Here is a 425-nt window from a genome sequence, read left to right on the forward strand (position 1 = left end):
AGTGCGAGTCGTCGACGTAGAGGAACAGGCCGTAGCGGTCCTGGAGTTCGAGCAGCCCGTCGAGGGCGGCGGCGCCGCCCATCGAGTAGGCGCCGTCGGCCACGTAGGCCACCCGGGGGTACTTGCGGCAGATGTCCTCCAGGTAGTTCAGGTCGTTGTGGGGGCAGTTGAGCACCAGGGCCTCGTCGGCGCAGATCGGCTTCACGTAGGCCATGCAGACGTGGCAGAACCGGTCGAAGACCATCACCCGGGGCGTGCCGTCGCCGCCCAGGTGGCCGGAGGCGATCAGCGGCAGGATGCCGGCGGTCAGCGAGGTGCAGGAGGCGCCGGGCAGCACGTGGGCGCCGAACAGCTCGCCGAGCTCCTCCTCCAGCCGGACCAGCAGGTTGTGCCGGATGCGGGTGGTGGAGGTGACCAGCCAGGTG

1 pseudogene is annotated in these 425 nt (G+C 69.9%); it reads right to left on the reverse strand.

Going from position 1 to position 425, the window contains the following annotated elements:
* Positions 1-425 (reverse strand): annotated as a pseudogene (locus ACLWS4_RS37545) (2-amino-3-ketobutyrate CoA ligase); the annotation flags it as partial.

Source organism: Kitasatospora sp. SC0581 (assembly GCF_048159585.1).
In the GTDB taxonomy this organism is placed as follows: Bacteria; Actinomycetota; Actinomycetes; order Streptomycetales; family Streptomycetaceae; genus Kitasatospora.